Here is a 609-nt window from a genome sequence, read left to right as displayed (position 1 = left end):
TGAAGTTTTCCGACTAGCCTTTTTTCGTACCTGCTTTTGCAAGAATGTAGCGAAGTGGATACCCGCCACCTTCAGTAGATTGTGGGCTAAAGCCACAATTCCAAACTCGACGTGAACTTTCTCCAACCCTCGTAAGGAGAATCGTCGGAACGACCGGTTGCCCTTTGCTTTCGTGCAGCTAGGTTTGAACGGACAACCGCTACAGTCTTCGCATTCATAAGTCTTAAAGCTCTGCTCGAAACCAGATTGGTTCTTCTTTGTTTGGTATTTTTAAAACGCCACAAACCGACCATTTGGGCAAATGAAACGATCATCTAGCTATCAATATGATGAATTTGGTAGAATGGTATTATCTGAAAATGCACTTGGACATCAACAGAGTCAACAGTTCGACGTCTGGTCACGTCCGACTTTATCTACAATGGCTAATGGTGCAACGACAACGATTACCTATGATGATGCCAATAGAGAAGTAACGACCAAAGATGCCATAGGTAACGCAACGATGGAGAAATACGACCAATTTGGCCGAGTAGTAAGCCTTTATGAGCTGGACAACAATAATAGAAGCACGGTTTCGCAAATGCAGTATAACAGGATCAATGGTTT

Annotated in this window: 1 protein-coding gene and 1 pseudogene; one reads left to right on the top strand and one right to left on the bottom strand. The window is 43.3% G+C overall.

Annotated features, from left to right (window positions below):
- Window positions 1-252: pseudogene (locus ACFSTH_RS11420) on the bottom strand (transposase); the annotation flags it as partial.
- Between the two features lie 49 nt (window positions 253-301).
- Here ACFSTH_RS11420 and ACFSTH_RS11415 point away from each other — a divergent pair.
- A partial coding sequence (locus ACFSTH_RS11415; protein WP_377793673.1) for a hypothetical protein occupies window positions 302-609 on the top strand: 308 nt, incomplete at its 3' end.

This window comes from Paenibacillus yanchengensis (genome assembly GCF_042684845.1).
In the GTDB taxonomy this organism is placed as follows: Bacteria; Bacillota; Bacilli; order Paenibacillales; family Paenibacillaceae; genus Pristimantibacillus; species Pristimantibacillus yanchengensis.
This window is presented reverse-complemented; position numbering and strand designations above follow the sequence as displayed.